The sequence below is a fragment of the Streptomyces sp. TRM70350 genome (assembly GCF_019219825.1).
Classification (GTDB): domain Bacteria; phylum Actinomycetota; class Actinomycetes; order Streptomycetales; family Streptomycetaceae; genus Streptomyces.
In genome coordinates this window covers 38,051-63,136 of record NZ_JAHUXH010000012.1, presented here as the reverse complement: position 1 = coordinate 63,136, position 25,086 = coordinate 38,051, and the positions used below count along the sequence as shown (strand labels likewise).

The 25,086-nt window shown below is 70.2% G+C and carries 23 protein-coding genes and 1 pseudogene; 8 read left to right on the top strand and 16 right to left on the bottom strand.

Annotated elements, in window-relative coordinates:
- Positions 1-286 precede the first annotated feature (286 nt).
- On the top strand, positions 287-1,873 hold the full coding sequence (locus KWI83_RS19885; RefSeq protein ID WP_218515831.1) for a ubiquinol-cytochrome c reductase cytochrome b subunit: 1,587 nt from the start codon (positions 287-289) through the stop codon (positions 1,871-1,873).
- 310 nt (positions 1,874-2,183) lie between these two features.
- On the opposite strand, the gene KWI83_RS38815 is transcribed toward KWI83_RS19885, so the two are convergent.
- Genes KWI83_RS38815 through coxB form a run of 4 tightly spaced genes read right to left on the bottom strand, consistent with a single transcriptional unit; the run spans position 2,184 to position 5,393 of the window.
- Complete coding sequence (locus KWI83_RS38815; RefSeq protein WP_256362540.1) at positions 2,184-2,720, bottom strand: hypothetical protein; 537 nt, start codon at positions 2,718-2,720, stop codon at positions 2,184-2,186.
- Between the two features lie 5 nt (positions 2,721-2,725).
- Entirely contained in the window at positions 2,726-3,082 is a 357-nt protein-coding gene (locus tag KWI83_RS19875) for a hypothetical protein (protein WP_218515716.1), read from the bottom strand.
- The gene (locus KWI83_RS19870; RefSeq protein ID WP_218515715.1) at positions 3,079-4,755 is read right to left on the bottom strand and encodes a cbb3-type cytochrome c oxidase subunit I; all 1,677 of its coding nucleotides are present in this window, start codon (positions 4,753-4,755) and stop codon (positions 3,079-3,081) included. The genes KWI83_RS19875 and KWI83_RS19870 overlap by 4 nt, the downstream gene beginning before the upstream one ends.
- Positions 4,752-5,393, bottom strand: a complete 642-nt coding sequence (coxB, locus tag KWI83_RS19865) for a cytochrome c oxidase subunit II (RefSeq protein ID WP_218515714.1) — start codon at positions 5,391-5,393, stop codon at positions 4,752-4,754. Before coxB ends, KWI83_RS19870 begins: the two co-directional genes overlap by 4 nt.
- A gap of 339 nt (positions 5,394-5,732) precedes the next feature.
- Here coxB and KWI83_RS19860 point away from each other — a divergent pair, with 339 nt between their 5' ends.
- Entirely contained in the window at positions 5,733-6,473 is a 741-nt protein-coding gene (locus tag KWI83_RS19860) for an SDR family oxidoreductase (RefSeq protein WP_256362539.1), read from the top strand.
- Between the two features lies 1 nt (position 6,474).
- On the opposite strand, the gene KWI83_RS38810 is transcribed toward KWI83_RS19860, so the two are convergent.
- From KWI83_RS38810 to KWI83_RS19845, 6 genes are all read right to left on the bottom strand, one after another.
- Entirely contained in the window at positions 6,475-6,948 is a 474-nt protein-coding gene (locus KWI83_RS38810) for a hypothetical protein (protein WP_256362538.1), read from the bottom strand.
- A gap of 113 nt (positions 6,949-7,061) precedes the next feature.
- The gene (locus KWI83_RS38805) at positions 7,062-7,424 is read right to left on the bottom strand and encodes a heterodisulfide reductase-related iron-sulfur binding cluster (protein WP_256362537.1); all 363 of its coding nucleotides are present in this window, start codon (positions 7,422-7,424) and stop codon (positions 7,062-7,064) included.
- A complete protein-coding gene (locus KWI83_RS38800; protein ID WP_256362536.1) occupies positions 7,421-8,470 on the bottom strand; it encodes an FAD-linked oxidase C-terminal domain-containing protein in 1,050 nt (349 codons plus the stop codon). The genes KWI83_RS38805 and KWI83_RS38800 overlap by 4 nt, the downstream gene beginning before the upstream one ends.
- Positions 8,368-9,318 (bottom strand): FAD-binding oxidoreductase, encoded by a 951-nt coding sequence (locus KWI83_RS38795; RefSeq protein WP_256362535.1) that lies wholly within the window; start codon positions 9,316-9,318, stop codon positions 8,368-8,370. The genes KWI83_RS38800 and KWI83_RS38795 overlap by 103 nt, the downstream gene beginning before the upstream one ends.
- A gap of 29 nt (positions 9,319-9,347) precedes the next feature.
- Entirely contained in the window at positions 9,348-10,502 is a 1,155-nt protein-coding gene (locus KWI83_RS19850; RefSeq protein ID WP_218515712.1) for an enolase C-terminal domain-like protein, read from the bottom strand.
- Positions 10,499-12,298: a thiamine pyrophosphate-requiring protein gene (locus KWI83_RS19845; protein WP_218515711.1), complete on the bottom strand. Its 1,800-nt coding sequence runs from the start codon at positions 12,296-12,298 to the stop codon at positions 10,499-10,501. Before KWI83_RS19845 ends, KWI83_RS19850 begins: the two co-directional genes overlap by 4 nt.
- Positions 12,299-12,682: 384 nt before the next feature.
- On the opposite strand from KWI83_RS19845, the gene KWI83_RS19840 reads away from it, so the two are divergent.
- A complete protein-coding gene (locus tag KWI83_RS19840) occupies positions 12,683-14,320 on the top strand; it encodes a sensory rhodopsin transducer (protein WP_218515710.1) in 1,638 nt (545 codons plus the stop codon).
- A 301-nt stretch (positions 14,321-14,621) separates the two neighbouring features.
- A pseudogene (locus KWI83_RS19835) lies at positions 14,622-15,047 on the top strand (glycoside hydrolase family 15 protein); the annotation flags it as partial.
- Here KWI83_RS19835 and KWI83_RS19830 read toward each other — a convergent pair.
- Together KWI83_RS19830 and KWI83_RS19825 are read right to left on the bottom strand one after the other, a co-directional pair.
- Positions 15,019-16,095 carry an SDR family oxidoreductase gene (locus KWI83_RS19830; protein ID WP_218515709.1) on the bottom strand — a complete coding sequence of 359 codons (1,077 nt, stop codon included), beginning with the start codon at positions 16,093-16,095 and terminating at the stop codon, positions 15,019-15,021. The pseudogene KWI83_RS19835 and the gene KWI83_RS19830 sit on opposite strands and share 29 nt — an antisense overlap.
- Positions 16,092-17,894: a thiamine pyrophosphate-requiring protein gene (locus tag KWI83_RS19825; protein WP_218515708.1), complete on the bottom strand. Its 1,803-nt coding sequence runs from the start codon at positions 17,892-17,894 to the stop codon at positions 16,092-16,094. Before KWI83_RS19825 ends, KWI83_RS19830 begins: the two co-directional genes overlap by 4 nt.
- Positions 17,895-18,116: 222 nt before the next feature.
- Here KWI83_RS19825 and KWI83_RS19820 point away from each other — a divergent pair, with 222 nt between their 5' ends.
- The 4 genes from KWI83_RS19820 (at position 18,117) to KWI83_RS19805 (ending at position 19,964) form a co-directional block, all read left to right on the top strand.
- Positions 18,117-18,263, top strand: a complete 147-nt coding sequence (locus tag KWI83_RS19820) for a hypothetical protein (RefSeq protein WP_218515707.1) — start codon at positions 18,117-18,119, stop codon at positions 18,261-18,263.
- Positions 18,260-18,829 (top strand): PRC-barrel domain-containing protein, encoded by a 570-nt coding sequence (locus KWI83_RS19815; protein WP_218515706.1) that lies wholly within the window; start codon positions 18,260-18,262, stop codon positions 18,827-18,829. Before KWI83_RS19820 ends, KWI83_RS19815 begins: the two co-directional genes overlap by 4 nt.
- 3 nt (positions 18,830-18,832) lie before the next feature.
- Positions 18,833-19,273 (top strand): PRC-barrel domain-containing protein, encoded by a 441-nt coding sequence (locus tag KWI83_RS19810; protein WP_218515705.1) that lies wholly within the window; start codon positions 18,833-18,835, stop codon positions 19,271-19,273.
- A 304-nt stretch (positions 19,274-19,577) separates the two neighbouring features.
- Positions 19,578-19,964, top strand: a complete 387-nt coding sequence (locus tag KWI83_RS19805) for a hypothetical protein (protein ID WP_218515704.1) — start codon at positions 19,578-19,580, stop codon at positions 19,962-19,964.
- Between the two features lie 70 nt (positions 19,965-20,034).
- On the opposite strand, the gene KWI83_RS19800 is transcribed toward KWI83_RS19805, so the two are convergent.
- The 4 genes from KWI83_RS19800 to KWI83_RS19785 form a co-directional block, all read right to left on the bottom strand.
- A complete protein-coding gene (locus KWI83_RS19800) occupies positions 20,035-21,165 on the bottom strand; it encodes a site-2 protease family protein (protein ID WP_218515703.1) in 1,131 nt (376 codons plus the stop codon).
- Between the two features lie 156 nt (positions 21,166-21,321).
- Positions 21,322-22,695 carry a Na+/H+ antiporter NhaA gene (nhaA, locus tag KWI83_RS19795; RefSeq protein WP_218515702.1) on the bottom strand — a complete coding sequence of 458 codons (1,374 nt, stop codon included), beginning with the start codon at positions 22,693-22,695 and terminating at the stop codon, positions 21,322-21,324.
- A gap of 90 nt (positions 22,696-22,785) precedes the next feature.
- Positions 22,786-23,163: a DUF3040 domain-containing protein gene (locus tag KWI83_RS19790; RefSeq protein WP_218515701.1), complete on the bottom strand. Its 378-nt coding sequence runs from the start codon at positions 23,161-23,163 to the stop codon at positions 22,786-22,788.
- A 386-nt stretch (positions 23,164-23,549) separates the two neighbouring features.
- On the bottom strand, positions 23,550-24,812 hold the full coding sequence (locus KWI83_RS19785) for a nodulation protein NfeD (protein WP_218515700.1): 1,263 nt from the start codon (positions 24,810-24,812) through the stop codon (positions 23,550-23,552).
- Positions 24,813-25,086 lie beyond the last annotated feature (274 nt).

Genomic DNA, 25,086 nt, shown 5'->3' with positions numbered 1-25,086 from the left:
TAGGCCGACCGTCGTCCGGCCGGGTAGCCCGCGGTCCGCACCGCAAACGGAGAGACGATCTCCGTCGCGCGCCCTGGCCCGGCCCGCCTCGCGGTCCGGCGTCGCTCTTCCGGTCCCACCGCTGCCGTTTCGTCCGGGCCTGCCAGGGGACTCATGCCAGGCTCAGAACGGACAGTGGCGACCAAGCACGCAGGGCAGGCGCCGACGTGGGCGGCAGGAGGGCGAACACACCGTGGCGGTGGCTGACGAGAGCGGATCGAGCCGGTCGGCTGCGCGTGGGGAGCGGGTGGTGAGCGCACTCGACAAGCGTCTGCCGGTGAGTTCCGCGGGCAAGGAGTTCCTGCGCAAGGCGTTCCCCGACCACTGGTCGTTCCTGCTGGGTGAGATCGCCCTGTACAGCCTGCTCGTCCTGGTGCTGACGGGCGTCTTCCTGACCTTCTTCTTCCACCCCTCCATGGCGAAGCAGCCGTACACCGGCTCCTATGAGCCGCTGCAGGGTGTGCTGACGTCGGAGGCGTACGCCTCGGTGCTGCACATCAGCTTCGACGTGCGCGGCGGTCTGCTGATCCGGCAGATCCACCACTGGGGCGCCCTGGTGTTCGTCGCGGCGATCGGCGTGCATCTGCTGCGGATCTTCTTCACGGGTGCCTTCCGACGCCCCCGCGAAGTGAACTGGACGATCGGCGTGACGCTCTTCATGCTGGCCGTGCTGGAGGGTTTCTGCGGCTACTCGCTCCCCGACGACCTGCTCTCCGGGACCGGTTTGCGCACGGCCCACGGCATCGTGCTGTCGATCCCCGTCGTCGGCACCTATCTCTCGTTCTTCGTCTTCGGCGGCGAGTACCCCGGGCACGAGATCATCCCGCGCCTGTATGTGGCCCACATCCTGCTGGTGCCGGGACTCCTGCTGGCGCTCGTCGCCGTCCACCTGAGCTTCGTCGTGTACCACAAGCACACTCAGTGGGCCCGTCCCGGTCGGACCAACCGCAACGTGATCGGCAAGCCGCTCTACCCGCAGTACACGACCAAGTCCATCGGCCTGTTCTTCACCGTGGCCGGCGTGCTCGCCCTGATGGGCGCCCTGATGCAGATCAACCCGATCTGGGCGTACGGCCCGTACCGCCCCGACAAGGTCTCGACCGACTCCCAGCCGGACTGGTACGTGGGCTTCCTGGAGGGCGCCCTGCGCCTGATGCCCGCCGCGGAGACCGACGTCGCCGGGCACACCATCGTGTGGGACGTCTTCCTGCCCGGCGTGGTGCTGCCCGTCACCTTGTTCCTCATCCTCTACAGCTATCCCTACTTCGAACGGTGGATCACCGGGCCCCTGCCCGAGCAGCACTTGTGCGACCGCCCCCGTGACCAGCCCACGCGCACCGCCCTGGGCGTCGCCGCGGTCACCGCCTACGCCGTGCTGCTCATGGCCGGCGGACAGGATGTCATCGCGCTCGTGTTCAAGATCCCGTTGGAACTGGTGACGTACACCTTCCGCACGGCCCTGTTCGTGCTGCCGTTCCTGGCCTACCACGCCACCAAGCGGGCGTGCCTGGGGCTGCAGGCGGCCGACCGCCGACGTCTGCTGGAGGGTCAGGCGGCCGCGGAGGTACGGCAGAGCGCGGACGGCGGCTACCAGCAGGCACGGACGCTGCTGCCTCCGGCCGAGGCCTATCGCATCCTCGTGCGCGCCGAGCCACAACCACGAGCACACGGTACGGAGGCATGGCGCTGGTTCCGCAAGCACCGCGTCCGCAACGCGCTCAGCCGGTGGTACTTCGGCAAGCGGGTGGAGCTGCCTGTCACCGACTGGCAACGGCGCCGCATCGAGCTGGTGCGTGCCGCCCCGGGTGAGGCGGAAGAGGCCGAGGACACATGAGCGGGGAAGGCCCTGCCATGACGGACGACACCGCTGAGCAGGCGGCAACGACGGGCGGGGATCAGGGCCGCGGCCAACCGCTGTTCGCCCCGCCGACCGACGTGGCGGGGCGGCCGCCCAGGCACTGGGTCCCGGCGCCCGGCGGCACGGGGCCTTCATCGAGCAGCGCACGCAGCGGTCAGGGCGATGCCGTCCCGCGGCACCCGGGCGAACCCCACCGGCAGCAGTCGCCGGGGCGGCCCGTCCCCTCCGCAGGCGGGCGGCGAGCGGGCACAGGTCGGTGAACGTGTGACGGACGCCGGGGCGGCCGTCAGCGAGCATGCGGACCACCAGCCCTCACCACGAGCGGGGACCCGTCCGCCGCCTGCCGCTCCTCACGGTTGATCCACGACCAGGTGAGGGCGGCCGCGGCGATGCCGAGGGGCAGCATGCCGACGATCATGGCGAGTCCCTCCGCGGAGTGCCCCGCGGCGATCACGCCGAGCGCGGGGATGTCCAGCAGCGGGGCCGCCAGGAAGAGGTAGAGGCACTGGCCGGTATCACTGAGCCGGTGCCGGGTGCGCGCGACGACGGGCACCCAGAACGTCACCGCCGCCGAGAGCAGGACCAACTCGGATCCGAGCGTGACAGCGACGGGCATCGGGCGCACCAGGTCGGCGAGCATCACCCAGGCGTGCAGCAGGACCAGCAGGGGCAGGGCGAGACCGGGCGGGATACTCACCCGCTCCCACAGCGGCGCCCGGCGAGTGAGCCACACCACGCCCGGCACCACCGCGGCCAGCACGAAACCCGACAGGCCCATCGCGGCCACGGACGACAGGTGCGTCATGTGTGTCGAGTGATCCATCCCCTTCACTCCCGGGCCGTCGTACCGCGCACCGCGAGAGCCACCGCCACGAGCAGCAGCGGGCCGGCGAGGGCCAGCAGCCACAGGCCGTAGACGAACGCCAGCGCGACGAGGAGGAAGCCGAAGGCGGCGGGCACCACCGCGCCGGCCGCACGGTCCGGTACCCGGTAGCGCACGTGCTGTTCGGGCCCGGAGCGGGAGGAGGCGAGAACGGCCACGGCGGCCAGCTCCAGCAGCACGACGACGCCGCCCCACAGCCAGAACACCATCGGGTCCTCGCCGTACACGGCCAGCACCGCCAGGAGCACGCCGTTGAGCACGCCCCAGCCCGCCACGACGACGAAGGGCAGGTGCCTCTTCACGGCCGGCTCCTGTCCACCGGGGCCTGCTTTTCCTGGCGCTGCCGCAGGTCCAGCAGCGGAGCGAAGCTGGTGACGGGCGGCACCGGGTGGTCCGGGGTGAAGTTCAGCCGGTGCGGCGGGGACGAGGTGGCCCATTCCAGCGTGTGCCCGCCCCACGGATCGTCCGGGGCCTTCTCGGCGCTGCCCAGGGTCCGTTTGCGCAGCGTCCACAGCACGTTGACGGCGAACACGGTCATGGCCGCCGCGAGGAAGGCGGCGCCGATGCTGGACAGCAGGTTCAGCGGGCCGAACCCCTCGAAGGACGCGTACGTCGAGATCCGGCGGGGCATGCCGAGGTAGCCGAGGGCGAACATGGGCAGGAAGGTCACGTTGGTGCCGATCACCAGCAGCCAGAAGTGCAGTCGGCCCAGCCGGTGGCCGAGCATCACGCCGGTCACCTTCGGGAACCAGAAGTACACCCCGGCGAACAGCCCGAAGGCGCTGCCCGCGAACAGCACGTAGTGCAGGTGCGCCACCACGAAGTAGCTGTCGGTCACGTGGTAGTCGATCACCGGTGTGCCGACCATGATGCCGGTGAGCCCGCCGATCAGGAACTGCGGGATGAAGGCCAGGGCGAACAGCATCGGGGGAGCCAGCCGCAGCCGCCCGCCGACGATGGTGCCGACCATGGCGAAGTACTCCACGCCCGCGGGGACCAGCAGGGCGATGGACGTCAGCGAGTAGTAGTCGTTGGCCGCCTGACCGGTGGTGAACATGTGGTGCCCCCACACGCTCATCGACAGCGCGGCGAACACCAGCAACGACAGCACCGTGCCCTTGTAGCCGAAGAAGCGGCGCCCGGAGAACACGGCCAGCACCTCCGCCACCGCGGCCAGGTACGGGAAGAACATCACGTACACCACGGGGTGGCCGTAGAACCAGAACAGGTGCTGGTAGCCGATGTTCCACACGTTCTCGTTGAAGATCGACGGGTTGGCACGGCCGACGGCGAGCAGGACGAGTGCGGCCAGCAGGGCGGGGAAGGCGCCGATCACCATCAGGCAGCTGGCGATCATCGACCAGGAGAACACCGGCAGCCGCAGCATCGTCATGCCGTGCGTCCGTTTGCGCAGCACCGTCCACAGCACGGCCCAGCCCAGGATGATGGTCCCGGTGGTCGCCAGGAAGACCCCCGCGATCCACAGGTCGGAACCCACACCCGGCGAGTGGATGCTGTCGGCCATCGGCGGGTAGGAGAACCAGCCGTCCGCGTGAGCGCCCAGGGGCGTGGCGAAGCCGGCCAGCATGACCGCGGCGCCGAGCGCGTAGAGCCAGTAGCCAAGCAGCGTAAGGCGCGGCATGGCGAGACCGGGAGCCCCGATCTGCAGCGGCACCAGGTACACGCCCATCCCGAGGGCGAACGGGGTGATGACCATGTAGATCATGCCGGAGCCGTGGATGGTGAACAGCTGATTGAACGTGTGCGTGCCCACCAGGTCCTGCTCCGGCTGGGCCAGCTGTGCACGCATCGTCAGGGCGAGGGTTCCCATGGCCAGGAACAGCACCAGTGAGGTGCCGATGGTCAGCACACCGATCCGCTTGTGGTCGGTGCTGGTCACCCAGCCCAGCCAGCCGCTCGGCGGGATCGGCCGCCCGCCGGTGCCCTCCTTGGCGGTGGGGGGCACGACCGTCATGCCGCCGCTCCCTGCTGGCCCTGCAGGAATCGGTCGTACTCCTCGGGCGACACCGCCTTGATCCAGAAGTGCATCGTGCGGTGCCGGAGGCCACAGAACTCCGCGCACTTGCCCATCCAGCGGCCCTCCTGGTCCAGGGTGAGGGTGAAGGAGTTCACGTGGTCGGGGAAGGCGTCCATCTTGTAGCGCAGGTCCGGAATCCACATCGAGTGGATGACGTCACGGGAGGTCAGCCGGAACTCCACGGGACGGCCGGTCGGCACGACCAGGGTCGGCAGGTCGTCGCCCCGGCAGGTCCCGGAGACGCTGCGCGGTTCGGGGGCCTGCGGGTAGCTGAAGGCCCAGCACCACTGGAAGGAGGAGACGTCGACGCGCACGGGCGGCCGCTCGGCCGTCTGGTGCAACCGGTGGTTCTGCCATGCCGTCCACGCCACCAGGAACACGGCGAACGCGGTCAGGACTCCTACGTAGTAGGCCTCCAGCCGTGGCCGCTCGGCCCGCTCGGACGCGGTCACCTGCCGCCCTGCCCGCCGCCTGAGAAGTGCGTAGCCGAGCAGGGCGAAGACGACGACGAAGACCACGGCCGCGACGATCGCCTCCAGAGCGAAGACCTCGCCGAAAATCTGACGTTTCTTCACTGCGCCACCTTTTCCGCGTCGTTGGCGGCGCCCCCTCGAACGCCTTTACCTGTTCAAGACCGGGGCCATGCGGACATTACGGGGCAGGCCGGACGGTCTGCGAGCAGACACACCGCCGACCGAGGTGCCCGGGTATCCGGATCTCACACCCGCACCGTCCCAAGTAGCCGTTTTGAGGCGTGCCCCCCACTCCGACTGCGCCAACCGAGTGCTGTCTGTGCCGACCGCCATCCGGCGTGGCGCCCTTGGGGCATGGAAGGAGAAGCCGACTACCGAGTCGAACCGGGGGGGCATGGCACCGCCTGGTCAGCAGAGCAATCGAAAGGCCCGGTCTTTCCCTTGACTTGTCACGCAGATCTGTCCGGCAGACGCGCCCTGGTCACCGGCGCGGCCCGCGGTCTGGGGACGTCCATCGCCCGCCGCCTGGCGCAGGCGGGAGCGAGCGTGTGTCTGTGCGACGTACGCCGTGAAGGCGGCGAGAAACTGTGCGCCGCCCTGACCGTGGAAGGCCACGACGCGCGGTTCATCGAGCTCGACGTCTGCGACGCAGAAGCCGTCGCGGCAGCGGTCCAGGAGCTCGAGCAGGACGGATGGCCCCTGGACATCCTGGTCAACAACGCCGCCATCGACGTCACCAAACCGATCGAGCACCTGACCGCGGATGAGGTCGGCCGTGTGGTCACCACGAACCTTCTGGGCCCGATGTACCTGTGCCTGGCCGTGTACCGGCGCATGGTCGCACGCGGTGACGGCCACATCGTGAACATCCTGTCCACCGCGTCCAACCGGACCTGGACCGAGGCCGGCCCGTACGCGGCCAGCAAGACGGGGCTGCGCGCCTTCACGCACACCCTCTTCCAGGAAGCCCAGCGCGACTGCCTCGGTGTCGGCGTCACCGGTGTCATCGCCGGCGGTATGGAGACGCCGTTCATCATGGAGCGTTTCCCCGACGCGGACACCTCGAAGCTGCAACACCCCGACATCGTTGCCGACGCGGTGCTGTGTGCCCTGTCCGTACCGGCCACCAGCTCCATGCCAGAAGTGGTCGTCGTTCCCCGTAACGAGCCGTCCTGGCCCTGAGTCAGCCTCCTTGCCCGGGGCCGTGCGTACGGCGCCCCGGGCCTCCTGGCTCACCGGCGTGCTGGCGGACGCCGAGCGCCGTGACGGCTGCCCCGAGGGCACCGGCGGCCGAGACCCTCAGTGCCCGTTTCCACAGTGGCGGCGCCGGCCGGGCCGAGGCACCGCGCTCGGGCAGCCGCGTCGCGGCCTGGGCACCTTTGTCACGGGCCAGCTTCATCACTTCGGCGACATGCAGGGCCTGCCGCCCGGTGCCCGCGTCCTTGATCTGCGTCTTGCAGGAGAACCCGTCGGCCACGACCAGACAGTCGTCGTCCGCCTCGCGGACGGCGGGCAGCAGTGCCTGTTCGCCGCAGTCCAGGGAGATCTCGTACTTGCCGGATGCGAAGCCCCGGGATCCGGCGAGCCCGCAGCACCCTCCTTGGAGGTTCTGCACCTGGAGGCCCATCTTTTCCAGCAGTTCCTGCTCGGGGTTCATGCCGCCGGTGGCGCGGTGGTGGCAGTGCCCCCACAGCAGTGCCTTGCCGTCGAGCCGCGGGGGGTCGATGCCGAAGGTCTGGAAGAACTCCGGGAAGTGGTAGGCGTTGCGGGTCAGCCGCCGGGCGTCGTCGTGGGGCAGCAGTTTGGGCAGCTCTCCTTGAAGACGGCCAGGCAGCTCGGTTCCATGCCGACGATCGGCGTACCGGCCCTCAGGTGCGGACGGAGGATGTCCAGTACGCGGTGGAGGTAGCGCTCGGCCGTGTCCAGGAATCCGTAGTCGTACAGCGGCCGTCCGCAGCAGATGTGCTCCTCGGGCAGGATGACGCGCCAGCCCGCCGCCTCGATCGCCTCCACGCAGGCCACCCCGACGCCCGTGTGGAAGTGGTTGTTGAAGGTGTCCGGGAAGAGGACGACGGGGCGGCCTGCCGGGTTGGCGGTTCCGCCCCGCCGGGCGAACCACTCCTTCAGTGTCATGGGCGCGAAGCGGGGCAGCGGGCGGTGGCGGTCGATGCCCGCGACCAGCTTCGCGATACGGGACAACCCCGGTGTGTGGGTGGCGAGGTTGGCCAGTGAAGGCGTAGGCGTGGCGCGGGCGCCACCGGCGGGCCGACCTGGTAGCTGGGGCACATCGTCGTCTTGGCCTCCGGCACCCGGCACTTGCCGACGCCGACGCACCGCAGGGTGGCGTGCGCGAAGTCACCGCCGTCCTCCTCATAGGCGAACTTGACCGGGTGCCGGGGCGGGTTGTAGCCGGTGCCCAGCTTGAGGTTCTCGTCCATCCGGTAGGGGTCGACGACCTTGCCGGGGCTCATCTTCCACTGCGGGTCCCAGATGGCCTTGAACTCCCGCATCGCCTGTACGAGTTCCGGTCCGAACTGCTTCTCCAGCAGCTCCCCGCGCTGCTGCCCGTCGCCGTGCTCGCCGGAGACCGAGCCTCCCATGCTCACGCACAGGTCGGCGGCCTCCTCGATGAACGCCCGGTAGGTGGCCAGGCCCTCGGCGGTGCGCAGGTCGAAGCTGAGCCGGCAGTGGATGCAGCCCTGGCCGAAGTGGCCGTACATGGCGCCGACGATGCCGTGCCGGTCCATGACCTTGCGCAGCTTGCGCACGTACTCGCCGATCCGGTCCGGGGACACCGCGGAGTCCTCCCAGCCGGGCCAGTGGTCCTTGCCGTCGGGCGGGAACGCGGTCGATCCGAGGCCGCTCTCCCGGATCGCCCACAGGTGCTCGCTGGTGCCGTCCTCCTGCTTGCTTCGGGCGATGCGGACGCGGTCCCGCTCGTATCCCTTGCCGTCGGTGAGCCACCGGACGAAACCCTCGGCCTGGGCGAGGGGCTCCTCGGCGGTGTCGGCCCCGAACTGGACGAGGAGCCAGGCCCCGCCGCCCCGCCGCGGCAGTTCCTGGATGTCCTCGGCGTTCATGTCCTTCTGCTGCTGGTCGCGGATGAGCCGGTCGTCGAGCGCCTCCAGGCCGATCGGCCTGGAGGCGCTCGATGATGTCCGAGCAGTGCTCGGCGGCATCGGCGAGGTCGTCGTACTCGACCACCACGGTGGTGCGCTGCAGCAGGGCGGGCGTCAGCAGGAGTTCGCACCGCAGCACGGTCACGCAGGGGCTCTCGGTGCCCACCAGGGCACGGGCGACGTTGAAGCCGCGTTCGGGCAGGAGTTCGTCGAGGTCGTCCCCCGACACCCGGCGCGGCACCTGCTGCCCGGAGCGGAAGCCGGTCCGGATGACGTCGGCTTACTTGTCGCGCAGGTCCCGCAGCGCGGCGTAGGGCGTGCACGTTGTCGCTGGTGCGCGGGCCCGGGCCGTACAGCTGCGACTGCACCGAGTGGATCCCGCAGGAGTTGTTGCCGATGTTGCCGCCGATCACGCACCGCGAGTGGGAGGACGGGTCGGGGCCGAGGACCAGGTTGTGGCGGCCGGTGTGCCGGTTCAGGTCCTCGTTGATGACGCCCGGTTCGCAGGTGACCAGGCGGCGGCCGGGGTCCACCTCTCCGATGCCGGTGAGGTACTTCGAGTGGTCGATCACCACGGCTTCGTTGACCGTCTCGCCGGACAGGCTCGTCCCGCCGCCGCGGCTGAGGATCGGAGCGCCGAAACGATGGCAGACCTTGTGCACCGCCACCACGTCGTCCAGCGTGCGGGGCACGACGACACCGATCGGCACCTGCCGGAAGTTGGACGCGTCCTGCGCGTACAGCCCCAGTGAGGCGGTGTCGAAGCGAACCTCGCCCCGCACCGCCTTGCGCAGCGCCCGCTCCAGCTTGCCGACGCCGAGGGTCTGGCGGCCCCGTGGAGCTCCCGCGATCTGCGGGTGGGTCTTGGCCGGGATGTCACGCGTCGTGCGACGTACTGCCTTCGCCATCGGGTTCCAGATTTCCTTTGCGAGCCTGGTCAGGCGGGTCGCGCACCGTACACGCGGAAGGGTTCGGCGTCGGCCCACTTGACGTCCAGGCCGAGCCCCGGGCGGCCCGGGTCGGGCCCCAGGGTCCCGCCGTCCGGCGACAGGGTGCCGTCGAACAGCAGGTGCTCGACGCGCACGTGGTCGTGGAAGTACTCCAGGTGCCGCAGGCGGCGCACGGCGCAGAAAGCGTGGGCGGAGACCGCTGGGGCGCAGTGGGCGGACAGGTCGAGGTGACGGGTCGCCGACAGACCGGCCACTTCGAGGACGCCGGTGATGCCGCCGCAGCGGGTCACGTCGGCCTGGAGGCAGTCCACGGCGGGCGGCTCCACGAGGTTGACGAAGTCCTGTGGGGTGAAGGCGTATTCGCCCGCCGTGATCTCCAGGCGCGCCGGGCCGCGGTCGCGCAGCATCCGCAGCCCCTCCAGATCGGCCGAGCTGACGGGCTCCTCCAGCCACCGCACGTCCCACTCCTCATGGAACCTGCGCGCCCAGTACAGGGCCTCCTTGCGGGCGAGCGCGCCATTGGCGTCGGTGAAGATCTCCGGCTCGTCGCCCACCGCCTTGCGTACGGCGGTCAGCCGCTGCGGATCCCGCTCGGGCTCCCGGGAGGTCTTGAGCTTCACACGGGAGATGCCCTGGGCCACCCATCCGGCGAGCTGCTCGGTGAGCCGGTCCAGCGAGTAGTTCGTGAAGCCGCCGCTGCCGTACACCGGTACCCGGTCGTGGTAGGCGGGCAGGACGCGGATCAGCGGCAGGTCCAGCAACCTCGCCTTGAGGTCCCACAGCGCCACGTCGACCGCGGAGACGGCCATGGCTCCGACGCCGGGGCGGCCCGCGTTGCGGATCCGCGCGCCCATGCGGTGCCACAGGGCCGGGGGCGCGGTGACGTCCTGCCCTGTGAGCATCGGGGCGAGTTGGGAGGTCACGAAGGAGGCGACCGACACGTCACCGTAGGTGTAGCCGAGGCCGCTGCGGCCTCCGGCGTGCACCCGGACCAGGACCATGGTCGTGGAGTCCCACTCCAGGGTCCCGTCCTGTTCCCTGCCGTCGGGGCCGTCGGTGGGCACCTCGAAGGCGTGCACGTCGACCGCGTCGACACGGCACTCGTCCAGTCCCGCTCCCCCAGCGGTCGTACGACCGGTCATGAATGCCGCCCGGGCAGGTGCCCGACCAGCTCGGTGAGCTTCTGGCGTGCGCCCTTGGCGGCGATGCCCGCCTTCTCGGGGTCCCGCACGGCCGCTTTGGCGGCCTTCTTGCCCTGCTCCAGCATGATGTGCGGCGGGATCGGCGCGATCTCCGCGTCGACCTTGAACTCCAGCACCACGGGCCGGTCACTGGCCAGCGCCTCGTCCCACGCCTTGCCGACCTTGTTCGGCTTGTCGCAGCAGATGCCTTTCAGGCCGATGAGTTCGGCGTACTTGGCGTAGGGGATGTCCGGGATGCTCTGTGAGCCGGGGAACTTGGGGTCGCCGGACATGGCGCGCTGTTCCCAGGTGACCTGATTGAGGTCCTGGTTGTTGAAGACGCAGAAGACGAACGGCGCCGGCCCGGACAGCCGGTCCAGGTACCGCTTGACGGTGATCATCTCGTTCATGCCGTTCATCTGGAAGGCGCCGTCGCCGACGAAGGCGATGACCGGCCGGTCGGGGTGGGCGAACCGGGCGGCGATCGCGTACGGGGTGCCCGGGCCCATCGTGGCCAGCGTCCCCGACAACGACGCCTGCATCCCCTTGCGCAGTCTCAGGTGACGCGCCCACCAGTTCGTGCCGGAGCCCGAGTCGGCCGTCAGGATGGCGTTGTCCGGGAGCCGGGGCGAGAGCTGCGAGGCCACCGCCTGCGGGTTGATGGTTTTTCCGAAGTGCTGACCGGACCGCTTCTCGCAGATCGCGTTCCACTCGGCGACGTCCTTCTCGATCTTCTCCCGCCAGCCGCGGTCCTCCTTCCGGCGCAGCAGCGGCAGGAGAGCCTTGAGCGTCTCCTGCGCGTCCCCGACGAGGTGGGCGTCCATCGGGTAGCGGACACCGATCATCCGCCCGTCGATGTCGATCTCCACGCCGCGGGCCTGGCCCTCGTCCGGCAGCCATTCCGCGTACGGGAAGCTGCTGCCGATCATGAACAGGGTGTCGCAGCCGCGGATCATGTTGTCACTGGCCTTGCTGCCGAGCAGGCCGATGGGTCCGGTGACGAACGGGAGGTCGTCGGGCAGCACGTCCCGGCCGAGCAGTGCCTTCGCCACGCCCGCACCCAGCAGCTCCGCCGCCTCCACCACCTCGCCTTCCGCATGTGCGGCCCCCTGGCCGATGATCATGGCCACCTTGCTGCCGGAGTTCAGGATGCCTGCCGCCCTGCGCAGCTCCGCCTCGTCGGGCAGCAGGCGCGGGCGGCTCCAGCCGACGCTGGAGAACACCGAGCCGTGTTCCTTCGGCGGCGAGGGCTGGGCGTCCTCCTCCTGGACGTCGTTCGGGACGATGATCGTGGCCACCGACCGTGTGCTGAGCGCGGTTTTGAAGGCCCGGTCGATGACGTGCCTGGCCTGCGCCGGATGAGTGACCATCTGGCAGTACTCCGAGACGTCCGCGAACAGTTGCGGGAGGGCGATTTCCTGCTGGTAGTGAGCGCCGAGTGACACCCGCTTCTGCTGGCCGACCACCGCGACGACGGGCTGATGGTCCAGCTTGGCGTCGTACAGCCCGTTGAGCAGGTGCACCGCACCGGGCCCCGATGTCGCGACGCAGCAGCCGACTTCGCCGGTGAACTTGGCGTGGGCACAGGCCATGAAGGCCGCCATCTCCTCATGGCGCGTCTGGATGAACTCCGGCTCGCCCTTCGCCCTGTCGAAGGCGCCGAGCAGCCCGTTGATCCCGTCGCCGGGATAACCGTAGACCCTCTCCACGCCCCACTCCCGCAGGCGTTGCAGCACGAAGTCAGCGACCAGCGTCATGACGTTCTCCCTCGGACACACCTCTGCCGTCTCCGGTGGGTGACCCAGGGCGGGGGTGCGTAAACGGCGAGTTCCGCTCCACCACTCTCATGGACCGGGACGGTGACTGGTTCGGCGTCCATGTGCACGGGAGCCGCCCCTGCGCCGAATTGCGCGCGGAGCGGGTTCTGTGACGATGGGTCTCGGCGCGTTTCACGGCACTTGTGCCGGGTCACTCCCTGAGCCGACGCGAAGAGCATGGTTGTTGCGAGGTGGTGGTTGCCCGGCCCAGAGTCACCGAGAGCGTCACCCGCGACCTTGCCGGTCCACGCTCGCCGGTTGCCACGCGGTGCGTCACGGCCGTACCGCCGAACGTCCGCCACCCGGCCCAACCCCCAGAGGCCCATGTCTTCTTCAGCCGCTGACCTGCTCCGGACGCACGACGGCGCCGCCGTACCAGAGCCCTCCTCGGATCACCTCGACACGCTGATGCGCGAGATCTCGGAGCAGCGACCGGGACCGCGGCGGGCTGCCCTCCGTGACCAGGTCATCCGTCTGCTGCTGCCGCTGGCCCGCCGTGTGGCACGCCGCTTCCAACGCCGCGGGGAGGACTTCGACGACCTCGTTCAGGTCGCGTCCCTCGGGCTGGTCAAAGCTGTCGACGGTTACGACCCGAAACTGGGTCACGCGTTCCTGTCGTACGCGCTGCCCAAGGTGACCGGTGAGCTCAGGCGGCACATGCGCGACCGTACCAGCGCCGTACGGCTGCCCCGTTCCCTGCAGGAGGCGAGCGGCCAGGTCTGCAAGGCCGTCGCGGAGCTCGAACAATTACTCGGCGGCGGGTCGCCCACCGCTGAGCAGATCGCCGACCACACGGGGCTGGAACTCGGCCGCGTGGTGTCCACGCTGCGTGCGGTGCACGAGTGCCGTCCGCGATCCCTGGACGAGCCGGCGGCACACGACCAGGTTCCCCCCCTCGCGTGCCTGCTGGGTGCCGACGACGACGCCCTCGGTCGTGTCGTCGACGCCGTGGCCCTGGCATCCCTGGTGAAGCAGCTGCCGGAGCGGGACCGCCGAGTCCTGTACCTGCGGTTCTACCGGGAGCAGACCCAGCAGCAGATCGCGGACGCCATCGGTGTCTCGCAGATGCAGGTCTCGCGCATTCTGAGGCACTGTCTCGAACGGCTCCGCGAGGCCCTCCTGGAGACCGAGCCGCTTCCCGGAGGCGACGAGGAGGAGCAGCGGCCGCTCACCGGCCGTACCGCACGGCCGACGCGTTCCTCGGGCGGTCCCCGTCAGCCATCGGGGCCGGTACGTCCTGCCGGGCCCGTCCGACCGGCGCGCCCGACGGGCGGACCCGCGACGTCCCCGAAGCGGGGCCCGGACCGGACCGGCAGGAGCGCCGTGGGTCGTTTGCCGCGCGTCACGGCAGGCCCTGTGCGCGGTGCGCCGCGGCGAGCTGCGCGCGCGCCTTCGCCTGGGACGTGCCGGGGAACCAACGCTGCCGTGCCGCCGCGCGTGGCACGCGGCACGCCGTGCGGGAACGTGCGGCGCACGCCGACCACCACATCGGTCCTTGTCTCGTGCCCCGGCGGAGTCGCGCGGCCCCCTCCCGCCGCCGCGCTCCTGGAGAGAAAGCTTTCGTACCCCGCCCTCAAGGAAGTACGTGCTGTGGAACACCTCGGGAAACGCACCTGGGTGATCCCCGAAGGGTTCATTCCAGGCTCCAGCACCGGACCGGACGAAATGACCAGCCACGAGACCGCCTGCATCCTCAACACCGGTGACGCGGACGCTCACGTGGAGATCACCTTCTTCTTCCCGGACCGCGAACCCGCCGGGCCGCACCGCATCACCGTGCCCGCCCGGCGCACCGTGCACCAACGGTTCAACGAACTCACCGCAGACGGCCAGGTACCTGTCGGCGCGGATTATGCGTCGGTGCTGGTGAGCGACGTACCGGTCGTCGTACAGCACACCCGCCTCGACAGCCGTCAACCGGCGAACGCCCTGCTGTCCACCATCGCGTACTGCGCCGACTGACGATCGCACGACTGGGTGCGGTCGGTACACCTACGGCCCGCCGATCCAGCCGTCCGGAGAACACGACGGGGCGACCGGTCCCGGACGGCTGGCGCCAGTCGTCCGGCCGGGTGACAGCGACGGTTTCCGGCCTCCCGTGCCGGGACACTGCAGCGACATGGTCGAACGAGCCGACATGCCGACAGCGGCGCCGGATGCCGCCTTCCCACCGTGGGTGCTGCGGGAGTACGCCGTGCTCGCCGACGGCGAGCGTGGGGCTGTGGTGGATCCGGAAGGCAGGATCGTCTGGCTCTGCGCGCCGCGCTGGCGCCGGGCCGCCGACGACGACGGGCCCGAGGCGGCCCTGCTGGTGCCGATCGCGCGGGGGTACGCGGCCGCCGACGACCCCAGCACCGTGCTCACCCACGCCCGCGTCGAGGACCGGCTCGCCGAGGACGGGTACCTGTACCGCTTCGCACATCGCGGAGTCCCGCTCGGCGAGGCCGAGGGCGCCTTCCTGCTGTGCGGCTTCCACATGGCGCTGGCCACGCACCGCCTCGGCGACCGCGTCGGCGCCTTCCGCTGGTTCGAGCGGACCCGGGCGGCCTGCGGACCGCCCGGGCTGTTCGCCGAGGAGTACGACGTGCGTCAGCGCCAGCTGCGCGGCAACCTGCCCCAGGCGTTCGTCCACGCCCTGCTGCTGGAGTGCGCGGTCCGCCTCAACGACGCCTCCGCCCTGCCACGGTGAGCCCGCCGCCCTGGGCGCGTGGCCGCAGCCCGGCGGCGAGCGCCGTACCGGCGGCGCCGGCCAGGGCCGCGCCCACGGCGAGCGGCCGACGGTGCCGTGAGAGCCACAGCTGGGCGCTGCGTTCGTGCGCCTGCTGGTCGAAGACGCCGTGCGCCCCGTAGTCCCGGCCGGCCGCGCCGTCGGCGGGTTCCCAGAGGTTGACCGGGCGCGAGGGGTCGACGGCATCGTCCGTCTGCTGGGAGTCGTACCCCGTACGGGCCAGGTACCGGTCCAGCAGCCCGGCGGCGAAGCGCTGCCCGAGGAGCGTGGCGACGGTGGAACCGCCGACCCAGTGCTCGCGCCGCTGCGGATGGTCGGCGGCGTACAGGATGCCCTGGGCGGCGACCTCCGGCTGGTAGACCGGGGGCACCGGCTGCGGATGCCGGGACAGGCGCGACAGCACCCAGCTGAACTGCGGCGTGTTCAGTCCCGGCAGCTGCACCATCGTGACGCGCACCCCGCTGCGGTCGTGCAGCAGTTCGCAGCGCAGCGACTCGGTGAACCCCTGGATCGCGTGCTTCGCGCCGCAGTAGACGGCCTGGAGCGGCACGCCGCGGTACGCCAGTGCCGAGCCGACCTGCACGATGGTGCCCCGGTCGCGCGGCACCATGCGGCGCAGGGCCGCCTGAGTGCCGTACACGAAGCCGAAGTACGTCACCTCGGTGGCCCGCCGGAACTCCTCCGGCTTGATCTCCGGCACTGGCGCGAACACGGTCGAGAAAGCCGCGTTCACCCACACGTCGATCGGGCCGAGTTCCCGCTCCACCCGTTCCGCCGCCGCGTCGACGGCCTCCGCGTCGGAGACGTCCACGACCAGCGGCAGTGCCCGGCCGCCCGCCTCGCGCACGTCGCGGGCGGCGCCTTGAAGTCTTTGCTCGCCACGGGCGAGCAGTGCGACGGACGCGCCGCGCGCGGCGAAGGCCCGGGCCGTGGCCCGGCCGACACCGCCGCTCGCCCCGGTCACCACGACGACCTCGGTCGCGTCGCGCGAGCCGTGTTCCTCGCTCACGACCGCCCCCGACCGGGCAGGTGCTCGGCGTACTCGGTGATCTTCTGGCGTACGCCCTTGGCGGTGATCCCCGCCTTCTCCGGATCGTGCAGAGCTGCCTTGGCTGCCTTCTTGCCCTGCTCGGTCATGATGTGCGGCGGGATCGGCGCGATCTCCGGATCGACCTTGAACTCCAGCACGACGGGTGTCTCGGAGGCCAGGGCCTCGTCCCAGGCGGACCCGATCTTCTTCGGGTCGTCGCACACGATGCCCTTGAGGCCGATCAGCTGAGCGTAGGCGGCGTACGGGATGTCGGGGATGTCCTGCGATCCGGGGTACTTGGGATCGCCGGACATGGCCCGCTGCTCCCAGGTGACCTGGTTGAGGTCCTGGTTGTTGAACACGCAGAAGACGAACGGCGGGGATCCGGCCAGGCGGTCCAGGTAGCGCTTGACCGTGATCATCTCGTTCATGCCGTTCATCTGGAAGGCGCCGTCACCGACGAACGCGATGACGGGCCGGTCGGGGTAGGCGAACCGCGCCGCGATGGCGTACGGCGTGCCCGGTCCCATGGTGGCCAGGGTGCCGGACAGCGAGGCGCGCATGCCCGGGCGGAGCTTGATGTTGCGGGCCCACCAGTTGGTGCCCGAGCCGGAGTCGGCGGTCAGGATCGCACCCTTCGGCAGCCGGGAGGAGAGTTCGGAGGCGACGGCCTGGGGGTTGATGACATCGCCGAAGTGCTGGGCGGCCCACCGCTCACACAGGTCGTTCCACTCGACGACGTCCTTCTCGATCTTCTCCCGCCACGAGCGGTCCTCCTTGCGCCGCAGCAGGGGAATGAGCGCCTGCAGGGTCTCCTTGGCGTCCCCCACGAGGTGCGCTTCCATCGGGTAGCGGATGCCGATCATGCGACCGTCGATGTCGATCTCGACGCCACGCGCCTGGCCCTCGTCCGGCAGCCACTCGGCATACGGGAAGCTGCTGCCGACCATGAGCAGGGTGTCGCAGCCGCGGATCATGTTGTCGCTCGGCTTGCTCCCGAGAAGGCCGATGGGGCCGGTGACAAAGGGCAGGTCGTCGGGCAGCACCTCGCGGCCGAGCAGAGCCTTGGCCACGCCGGCCCCGAGCAGTTCGGCGACCTCGACGACCTCGGCCTCGGCGCGGGCCGCGCCCTGCCCGACGAGCATGGCGACCTTGCTGCCCTCGTTGAGGATGTCGGCGGCCCTGTGCAGTTCGTCCGGGTTGGGCAGCACGCGTGGGCGGCTCCAGCCGACGCTGGAGAACACCGCGCCGTGCGTCTTGGGCGGCGAGGGCTGGGCGTCCTCCTCCTGTACGTCGTTCGGGATGATGATCGTGGCGACGCCGCGGGTGGTGAGCGCGGTCTTGAAGGCCCGGTCGATGATGTGCCGGGCCTGCGCCGGATGCACGATCATCTGGCAGAACTCGGACACGTCCGCGAACAGCCGCTCCAGATCCACCTCCTGCTGGTAGTGGGCGCCGAGGCTGAGCCGCTTCTGCTGCCCCACCACGGCGACCACCGGCTGGTGGTCGAGCTTGGCGTCGTACAGGCCGTTGAGCAGATGGATGGCTCCGGGGCCGGACGTGGCCGTGCAGCAGCCCACCTCACCGGTGAACTTGGCGTGCGCGCAGGCCATGAAGGCGGCCATCTCCTCATGCCTCACCTGGATGAACTCCGGGCTTCCGTTGGCCCGGTCGAAGGCACCCAGCAATCCGTTGATGCCGTCACCCGGGTATCCGTAGACGCGTTGAACGCCCCACTCGGTCAGGCGTTGCAGTACGTAGTCGGCGACTTCGGTCATGGCTTCTCCTGAGCGAGCGGTGGGAGCGGTGGGAGCGTGGGAGCGGTGGGTCCTTGGGTTGCCTCGCGCATCGACCCGTAAACCGGCTCCGTGCGCCCGTTCGCGTGCTCTTTCAGAGGCCGCGGGAGCCCAATCCCCGTTCTCGCGGTCGACACCCGGGCGTCGGTGGGCCGACCCTGGAAGGGGATACATGGATGACGCCGCGCGCAAAGGGGTGCGGAAATGGAATGGTGGACGTGGCTCATCATCGCTGTGGCGATCGTCCTGGCGGGCGTCGGTTTCGTCGTGGCACTGCAGGCGCGGCGCCGCTCCGGTGGCGTGATAGCCCAGGGCGGGCGGCATCGGAAGGGCGGAGGGCAGGAGCCGTGACCGTCTACATGCGGGCGAGCCAGATCGCCAAGAAGCCGGTGGTCACGCTGACGGGGGAAGACCTCGGGCAGGTCAAGGACCTCGTCTTCGATGCCTCGACGGGCAGCATCCGATGCTTCACCCTCGCCGGCCGCGGCCTGCTTGCGGGGCCGCTGCACCGTCTCCTTCCGTGGAGGAACGTCCACTCCCTGGGGCCGGACGCGGTCATGGTGCGCGACGAGAGCGCGCTGGAGGAGGACGACACAGCCGCCCGGGCGGGGGAGAAGGAGCCGGGCGGGAGCAATGTTCTGGGCGCCGCGATCATGACCCGCGGCGGCACCCGGCTGGGTACGGTCACCGACGCCGTCGTGGAGACGGGCAGGACACCGGCGGTGGCGGGCTACGAGGTCGAAACCGCCGAGCACCGCCGCGTCCTGTTGCCGGTTGCCGGACCGGTCACCGTCTCCGGCGAACGGGTCCTCGTTCCGGACGCCACCGCACAGCACAGCGCGGGTGACCTGGGAGGGTTCGGTGCCGCGGCGGAGAGCCTGCGCAACCGCCTCCGGCACGAGCCGCAGGAGGACTGAGCGATGCTGTTCACCAAGGCCCTGGGCAAGGCCGTCATGGATCTCTCGACAGCCGAGACGGTCGGGACCGTCGCGGCCTGCACGGTCGCGCCGTCACCGGCGCGTATCGCCGGTCTACGCCTCAAGACCCGGGGCCGCGGACACCACACCCTCGATTGGCAGGACGTCCAGTCGTTCGGCCCCGACGCGGTCGCAGTCGAGGAGGCCGGGCGGATCCGCGACGAGAAGAACATCGGTCCCGACAGCCATACCCACGCGGCGCACGACCCCATCGGAAAGGCGGTGCTGACCGACACAGGTCTCAACAAGGGCACGGTGATCGACGTTGACTTCGACGAGCGATCAGGGCGTGTCCGTCACGTGCTGACCGAAGAGGAACAGATCCCCGGCGACGAAGTCCTCGGAGTCGGCGGCTACGCGGTTGTCGTCGCGGCCCCGCAGTGACATTCGCTCCGCAGTGATATGCGGAGCCTCGGGGCGGAACCGCCGTGTCAAGGACGGGGTCGGTCCCCCGATTTCGCCCCTTCAGCCACGGCGTCGGCCCGCTGTGAAGGCAACGTTCGACCGGCTGCCTCATGGCCGCCACCGGCCACTGCTACTGCGTTGTCCCTGTCGACATCGACGCCCTTCCCGGAACCGAAGACGCCACGCAACGCCCAGTCGCCCGCGCCGTGCAGCAGCTCGTCGATCCGCTGCGATGCCCGCATACACTGGGAGTGCCTGTGGTGACTGGGACTGGAGGTATCTCATGGCCCGCAGCCACCGCTTTCACCTCGATCGGAATGGGCATTCGGTCACCGTTCAGACGGGCGCTCCGTCGGGCACCGTCGAACTGCTCGTGGACGGCAAAGTCGTCGCGTCTCAGCGGGGCCACAAGGACGTCACGGTGCTGGCCGCGGAGCTGCCCGGCGACCCTCCGCAGCCCTTCACCGTCCACGTCGACCGATCGGCAGGTGCTGACAACGTCCCGGTCTGCGTATGGGAAGCCGATGGCAGCCGCGATCCCCTTCCCTATGCGCCGCTCGCCCCGCGACAGGCACCGCTCCAAGCCGCCCGCACCCCCGTGCATCCCTTGCGGTGGCTGCGTAGAGCCATGCGCCGACGCCTGCGGCACAGCCGAGTGCGCCACCGATAGGAGCGGCGACGGCAAGGCACCGTCTCGGACCGTCGCCTCCTCGCTGCCGCCCCGGTGAAGCGGGCGGCACTCATCGGCTCTCCCTGCCGCGGAGTGCGTGGCGCTGGACGATCCGGGAGATGTCGTGCGCGGTGATGATGCCTGCCAGGTGCTGCCCGTCGGTGACGAGAATGGGCAGACCGCGGCCTGGGGAGAGCTTTTCGAGCACGTCTTCGAGGAGGTCGTCCGGGGCGCAGGTGGTGCACTGCGACCAAGGGGTCGCCACGTCACGCACGCGCAAGGTCTCCCGCTGCTGGGCGGGGGTCCTCGCGAGCCGCGCGAGGTCGAGCAGGCCGCTGGGGCATCCGTCGAAGTCGATCAGGGCCAGCGTGGAGTGGCGGGTTCGCACGGCCACGTCGTCGATGCAACGTTGCACGGTCAGCCAGTCCTGGCATGTCTCCACGGGAGACGACATGGCATCGGCCGCGCGCATTCCGCGCAGGGCCGGGGCCAGCTTGGCGCGCTGGCGTTCCGCGCCGGCGACGATCAGGACGAAGAAGCCGATGACCGCGAGCCACAGACCGCCGAGGACGCCACGCAGGACGGCGATCCATCCGACGCCGATCAGCAGGATTCCCAGGACCTGACCGCTGCACGCGGAGGCCCGCTCGGCGCGATCCTGGTCTCCGGTGCGCCACCACATGAGTGCCTGCACCACCCTGCCTCCGTCGAGCGGCGCGGCCGGCAGCAGATTGAACACGGCCAGCACGAAGTTCACCCACCCCAGCCAGAGCAGGACGGCTGCGGGCACGGCCCAGCCGGACACCATGTCCAGCCCGATGCCCGCCCCGAACGCGGCCACGCCGACGACCAGACTGGTGATCGGCCCGCTGACGGCCACCAGAAAGGCCGCGCCGGCCGTGCCCGGCCTACCCATCCGGGTCATTCCGCCAAGGGCCCACAGGGTGATGTCCTCCACCTCGATGCCCTTCCTGCGGGCCGTGATCGCGTGGGCGGCCTCGTGCGCCAGCAGGCTGACGAGGAGCAACAGTGCTCCCGCCAGACCGGCGACCGTGTAGATGACGCTCGGCTGATCCGGAACGCCGACCGGGAGCGTGTGACTGCCCAGGCTGTATCCGAAGAGCATCACGAGCAGGGGCACGCTCCAGTGGATGCGCAGCGGCACCCCGAGGACTCGTCCCATCCGTACCGAGCTGTTCATCGCCTTCTCCTGGGGACCGGGGCAGATGTTCCGCCGCCGAAGGGCACCCGAGGGTCCGGCCCGGCTCGACATCCGCCCACTTTCAGTCTCGCTCCCCGAGAGCAGCGGGCGGGGAATGCTGCGTTCCCGGACAGGGGCGGATCGCCCTTCGGATGCTCAGGTGTCGACAGATCGGTCCCCCCGGTGACGGTGCCGATCCCCGTGCTGAGCCTGCGTGTCGTCGGTGCTCTGCGGTCGGGCGGGATCGGCCTGTTGGTAGATGTCGGGGATGCCGTCGGCGTTCTCGTCACGGTTCTCCTCCTCGTACAGCCGCCGGTACTTGGTGTTCCGCAGCCGCAGCAGCACAGTGGCCAGGAGTGCTGAGGTCAGGGAACCGAGGAGGACGGCGGCTTTGATGTGCTCAAGGTCCGCGGGGTCGGGATAGGCGAGTTCGCCGATCAGCAGCGAGACGGTGAAGCCGATGCCGGCCAGCATGGCCACCGCCAGCACGTCCGCCCACGCGAGGTCCTGGCCGAGTCGGGCCCTGGTGAAGCGGACGGCGAGGTAGGAGCCGCCGAAGACGCCCAGAACCTTGCCGGCGGCCAGGCCCAGTGCCACGCCCAGTGGTTCCGGTTGGCTGATCACGTTCTTCAGCGTGTCGCCGGTGACGCTGACGCCCGCCGCGAACAGCGCGAACAGCGGGACGGCCACTCCGGCGGAGACAGGGCGGACCAGGTGCGCGATCCATTCGGCCGGTCGTCGGCCCCTCTCGCCGTCCTCCGCCACCCGCAGCAGCAGTCCCATGGCGACCCCGGCCACGGTGGCGTGGACGCCACTGGCGTGCGTCAGGCCCCAGATCACCAGGGCGAGCGGCAGGTACCAGTACCAGCCGTGCACGCGTCGCCGGTCGTGCAGGTGGAAGAACAGTCCGAGACCCACTACGGCGCCGATGAGGGCCGCCAGGTTGATCGCCGAAGTGTAGAAGAGAGCGATGACGACGACGGCACCCAGGTCGTCGACCACCGCCAGGGTCAGCAGGAAGGCGCGCAGCGCGGAGGGCAGATGGGTGTCGATCACCGCCAGCACGCCCAGCGCGAAGGCGATGTCGGTGGCCATGGGGACGGCCCAGCCGTTCCATGTGCCGCCGAGGCTGGTGGCGACGAGGCCGTAGACCAGGGCTGGTACCGCCATGCCGCAGACCGCCGCGATCATCGGCAGTGCCGCGGTTCCCGGGTGGCTCAGCTCGCCGACCACCAGCTCGCGTTTGAGTTCCGCGCCCGCGACGAAGAAGAAGATCGCCAGCAGTCCGTCGGCCGTCCAGTGGGCCACCGAGAGGTCCAGGCCGAGGGCCCCGATGCCGAAGTGGAAGTTCCGCACGGATTCGTAGGCGCTGCTCCAAGGTGTGTTGGCCCACACCAGTGCCACGGCGGCCGCGGCGAGCAAAACCATGCCGCCGACCGTCTCCGTGCGCAGGGCATCCGCCACGAACGTCCGCTCGGGCAGCGGGAGACGGCCGAGAACGGTGCGGTTCCTGCGGTTGCGACCGGGCATGCGGCAGACCTTTCGCTGACCTGGTGGGCCTCCTGGGTGCTTCCAGTCGGCGGGCCGCTCGGGCCTGGAGGGCCATATGCGGTTCCTCGATCACTTCGGCCCGTACAGGGTCCTCCCGGACGTGGCCGGGCCCTCCCCCGGAAGGCCGGCGGCCTGTGGCTCCTGGGTGTGGACGGACACGACCTGAGCGCGGCTGTTCGGGGGCCCCTGGTTGTCGTCGGTCGACGGCGCCCTGTTGAAGATCGCCGTGAGGATGAGGCCCGCCACCAGTACGACGGCGAACGCCACGATGGCCTTCCAGCCCCAGTCGTGCGGTTCCTGCTCGTCGTCCCGGCTGTCGGAGTCGTCCTCATCGTCGGGGAACTGCTCGTTCAGCGCGTCCATCAGCGCCACCAGTTCGGGGTCGTCCCGGGAGAGGTGTCGCTCCATCTCTGCGAGGATGCGCCGGTCGTCCATCGAAGGGTTCATGCCGATCACCTGTGACCTGGGGACGGACTGATCCATAGGGCTACGCGGTGCGCGCGCCGCCCGGTGCGGCGTCGGAAGGCCGAAGCATGTCGACGAGGCGGAGCACCTCCATCGGCAGAGGGAAGATCAGGGTGGAGCTCCGCTCGCTGGTCTGAGCAGCCTCGAACTCTCCCTCGGCGTGGATGACCTTGGCACGCCGGTCGCGCTCCGCCAGGGTGACCTTGACGCCCCACGGGTTGGTGACGGCGTCGGTGATCTGCTGGAGCCGCTGGCTGATCTCGTCCCGGCGGACGAGCAGCCGTCCAGGTCGACCTGGCCGAGGATGCTGCGCAGCGTCGGCAGGAGCAGGACGGCTGCGCCGACGATGATGCCGAGCAGGCTCGCGTTCACGGCTTGTCCTCCTGGTCGGTGCCTTGGCCCGGTGCGGGCTCGGCAGGTTCGACGATCAGTTCCAGACCGTCGTGACCCACCACACGGACGTGCTGGCCTTCGGCGACCTCGGTGTCACGGCCGTGCACGGTCCACCACGCCCCTTCGAGCAGCACCTGACCGGTCCCGTCCCCGGCACGTCGTACGACCGCTTCGCGGCCCAGCATGGCCTCGTGGCCGGTCGTCGTCGGCGCCTTCCTCGCGCGCCAGGCCAGACGGCCGGCGAGCACCGATCCGCCGCCCACCACCAGGGCGGTCGGCCACAGCACGGCGGGATCCACCCCCAGCTCACCGCGGAACATCAGCACGCCCGCGAACAGCAGGCAGACCGTTCCCCCCGCGGCGAAGACCCCGACGCCCGGGGTGAACACCTCTGCGACGAACAGGGCGGCGGCCAGGGCGAGGAGCAGCAGCCCGCCGACGTTGAAGGGCAGCACGCTGAGCGCGACGAATCCCAGGACGAGCAGGATGGCGCCGATGACACCGGCGAAGCCCATGCCGGGGTTGGCCAGCTCGAAGATCAGGGCCAGCGTGCCGATCGACAGGAAGAGGTACGCCAGTTCCGGGCTCGCCAGCAGCTGCCGCAACTCGCCGAAGAAGCCGAGTTCGTGCTCCACGACCTGCGCTCCGGCCGTGCGCAGCACCACCTCGCGCTGCGCGTCCTGCGGGCCGACCATGACATGGTGGCCGTCCAGCTCGGTGAGCAGGGCGTCCCGGGACGGCGCCACGACATCGACGACGTTGTTCCGTAGGGCTTCCTGGTCGGAGACCGACTTGCCGTCGCGGACCATGTCCCGGGCGAAGTCCGTGCTGCGCCCCCGCTGCTCGGCGATCGAGACCGCGAAGGCGACCGCGTCGTTGACGATCTTCTCGCTCGCCTCCTCGCCCTGCCCGGTCACCGGCGTACCCGCGCCGATGTGGGTGCCCGGCGCCATGGCGGCGACGTGGGACGACAGGGCAATGTAGGCGCCTGCTGACGCCGCCCTCGCTCCCGACGGGGTGACGTACACGATGACCGGCACCTCGGAGGCGAGGACGTCCTGCACGATCTCCCTGGTCGACTGGAGCAGCCCTCCCGGAGTGTCCATCTCGACCAGGAGGGCCTCGTGGCCGTCCCGCTCGGCGGTGCGCAGCCCCTCCTCCAGGTGATCGGCGACGACCGGGGTGATCGTGCCGTCGATCCGCATCACGAGTACGGACGGCGACTGCGCCGAGCTCACGGCCGAGGCGGCAAACAGGCAGCCCAACGTCACCAGGAGGATCTGGGCGACCCTCCGGGCCGACGAGAGGAGGCGGCTTCGGGGCACAGCGCAGTACCCCCCGTTCGCAGGGTCTCCACCGGGCGTTTTACTCACGGATTACCCGAGCGGCCCAGCGGGACGCCTGCCGAGTCGGAACAAACACGGCCGTCTCGACCCCCCGCGCTTTTCCGTCCATCGGCAAAAATGGGAGCATGCCGACGAGAAAGCGCCCCCAAGACGCGGGTCCGGCGGC